Source organism: Microcoleus sp. Pol12B3, assembly GCF_036701355.1.
Lineage (GTDB): Bacteria > Cyanobacteriota > Cyanobacteriia > Cyanobacteriales > Microcoleaceae > Microcoleus.
The window spans coordinates 1-1,851 of record NZ_JAUBQS010000157.1; the positions used below are offsets into that span (position 1 = coordinate 1).

1 protein-coding gene is annotated in these 1,851 nt (G+C 44.0%); it reads right to left on the bottom strand.

What is annotated here, in order from left to right; translation table 11 throughout:
* Positions 1 to 151: 151 nt before the first annotated feature.
* Positions 152 to 1,729 carry an adenylate/guanylate cyclase domain-containing protein gene (locus QUA53_RS28940; RefSeq protein WP_333101300.1) on the bottom strand — a complete coding sequence of 526 codons (1,578 nt, stop codon included), beginning with the start codon at positions 1,727 to 1,729 and terminating at the stop codon, positions 152 to 154.
* Between the last annotated feature and the right edge of the window lie 122 nt (positions 1,730 to 1,851).

Consider the following 1,851-nt stretch of genomic DNA (forward strand, 5'->3'; position numbering starts at 1 on the left):
TTAAACGGAAAAACTTTGGGGTTCCAACTTTTCACAACTGATAAAAAAATTCCACCCACATCTGCGGAATGTGGGTAGTAAAACGACTAGGAGTGGGAACCCTAATCCGACAATTACCGCCCAGGTTTGCCAGTCATTTGAAAAGCTTAAATTACTCATAAACTTCTTCCTCTCGAACACTTACGGTCAGCTTAGAAGTTTTGACTTGCCAAGCCACTAGCTTTTCTTTTCCAGGTTCTTGAATTTCACCAACCAGCTCAAAATCGTAGAGATCGTGGAGGCGCGAGCAGATGTCTTGAGAAACTAAGATTGTTCCAGGCGGACAAGCCGACTTCAATCTATTGGCAATATTTACAGTATCGCCCCAAACGTCGTAGAGCAATTTATTTTTACCAATCACCCCTGCAACCACATCTCCTGAATTGATGCCGATCCGCAGGTCTAGATGTAAGTCTTTTTCATAACTAAATCGGCGGACAAACGACAGCATTTCCAAAGCAAAATCTAGCGTGCGTTTGTCATGATCCAGACGTGGCATACCAAGCCCGCATACAGCCATGTAACCGTCACCAATAGTTTTAATCTTCTCTAGACCGTATTTTTCTGTCATTTCATCGAAGGCTGTTACCAGTTCATTAAGCAAGCTAACAACCTCTTGAGGGGACATTGATTGAGTCAGCTTGGTGAATTGGTGGAGGTCGGAAAACAAGACCGAGACATTAGAAACCTGCTCGGCAATTTCTCGATCGCCCTGTTTGAGGCGTTTGGCGATTGCGGGACTAAATATATTTAAGACTAATGCTTCATTTTCGCGATTTTTCTGTTCGATTAGTTGAGTTTCGGCACGAAGGCTGCCTATGGTTTGGTTAAATGACTTAGCTAAGTCTCCAAATTCATCTTGCGAACCCGATTTGACAACCGCGTCAAATTCCCCATATCCCACCTGACGAGCGCTTTTGATTAAAGTATTGATGGGTTTGACAAAAATTGAGGTCAGCCCGATGGCAACAAGGGTGATTAGCGCCATGATTATAGTAGCTCCAATCACAACTTTTTTTTCAAACGAGTGAATTGAGGCATAGGCTTCAGAAACATCAATCTCCGCCAAGATAACCCACCTCAATCCATCAATCTCTAGTGGAGCATAAGAACTCAAAACTGGAATATTACGATAATCGTCGATCACCTGCGTACCCTGTTTTCCAAACAACGCTTCCTTCACTGCTTTTGTTTGCACTTCTTGTAGGAGAATTGTAGTATTGAACTCTTTGATTTTCTTGAGGGTCTTTTCATCAGTCCCGATCGAGCGTAGAGTTTTTGCATGACCTTCTGGGTCTTCAATCTGGAAACGAGACGCAGAGCGCATTAGATAATCCGACCCAACCAGATAAGTTTCTCCTGAATCGCCCAGACCATTTTTTTTCCAATTTTTGTTGCCAGTCATCACATTGTTAATTTTGTCAACGGGAAGCTGGAACGCCAAAACACCAAGAAATTCCGAGCCGTTAAAGATTGGGGCAGCGATAAAAGCCGCAGGCGCACTCCCAGAAGGGGTGTAGGGCTTAAAATCTACTAATTTCACATAGCCCGTTCCATTTGCTTGTCGGGCGGTGGCGACTGCGGATGCTAGGTTACTCTCGTTGTAGGGGCCGTTGGTGAAGTTTGTGGTAAAGTCAGCTTCTTTAAAAACCGTGTAGACAACAGTTCCTTCGCGATCGATCAAAAACATATCGTAGTAACCATATTTTTCAACTATATTGCGAAAAATAGGGTGGTAGGTGCGATTCGTTTAGCCGAAACCTGAAAAGGGGGGATGGCTAGCAGCGATAGGGTAAGCCCATAAGGGTTGGA

Bases quoted from the DNA above. Each gene is read 5' to 3' on its own strand.
- QUA53_RS28940 (WP_333101300.1), bottom strand. From the start codon at position 1,729: ATGTTTTTGATCGATCGCGAAGGAACTGTTGTCTACACGGTTTTTAAA.